Source organism: Vibrio sp. 10N.222.55.B11 (assembly GCF_041473705.1).
Taxonomy (GTDB): Bacteria; Pseudomonadota; Gammaproteobacteria; order Enterobacterales; family Vibrionaceae; genus Vibrio; species Vibrio crassostreae_C.
Genome location: NZ_JBFRST010000117.1, coordinates 1 through 864, shown reverse-complemented (window position 1 = coordinate 864; position 864 = coordinate 1). Strand labels below are relative to the sequence as shown.

At 46.6% G+C, this 864-nt stretch carries 1 protein-coding gene and 1 pseudogene; both read left to right on the top strand.

Annotation, left to right across the window (positions count from 1 at the left end; all coding sequences use genetic code 11):
• Window positions 1-267 (top strand): annotated as a pseudogene (locus AB4503_RS25115) (hypothetical protein); the annotation flags it as partial.
• Window positions 268-426: 159 nt separating this feature from the next.
• On the top strand, window positions 427-864 hold a 438-nt coding region (gene traF, locus AB4503_RS25110; RefSeq protein WP_372115887.1), incomplete at its 3' end, for a conjugal transfer protein TraF.

Below are 864 nucleotides of genomic sequence, written 5' to 3'. Positions count from 1 at the left end.
AAGTGCCACGGGCGGATAACAGGCGGCTCTATACCAACGGCACACCATGACATACACACCTCAATGCTCAAGAAGGACATCGTTATGCTTATCAAACCCCTTCAAAATTTTTTACTCAACACCTTGACGCTTTTACGCCTCATTCCAAGTGATGTGATACACATCAAACAGCTAGACCACTATCCCGACATCACGAAAAGGCTGGATGAATATCGAGAGCTGATAGAAAACATTGAGAAACAGACTCACTACTTTAGTAGTGAGTAAGGTATGTGGTCGAAACACCACGCTTTGCTGCACGATAAATACCTTCAGTACTTACTCACGCTGCGCAATCCATCACCACAGCAGATGCGCCACTTACGCGAAAGACCCAAGTGTGTAACCTCTTAATCGCTTTGCCGCACTTAACCAAGGCCTATGATGATGAAAAAAACATGGCTTTACGTCATTACCCTAACGCTGCTTGCTCACCTCCATCCCGCTCTTGCTCAGGAACCTCCTCCAGGGTGGCGATGGTACAACGAACCAAAAGCAAGGCCCGACAAACCCAAACCAAAGCCACTGCCAAATAACACTCAAACGACTGTCTCAAGCCCTAAAACGTTATCGGCGACCGAACAAATGGCCTGGTTTCACTCGGTGCATATCGAAGCGCAAAACGATGCCGTCCTTCACCCTAAAGATAAAGACAAGTTAGCGAGATTTTTAGCGTTGAATCATTTTATCACGGACCAAACCGACCAATTAGGCATGACCTTTAAAGCGCTGCTGCTCGAAAGACCTGAGTTCTCTTACACCAAAGACCATCCGACAGAGCAAGCGGCAAGACAAGTGTATTTAGCACTGGAGGATAAGAAGAAA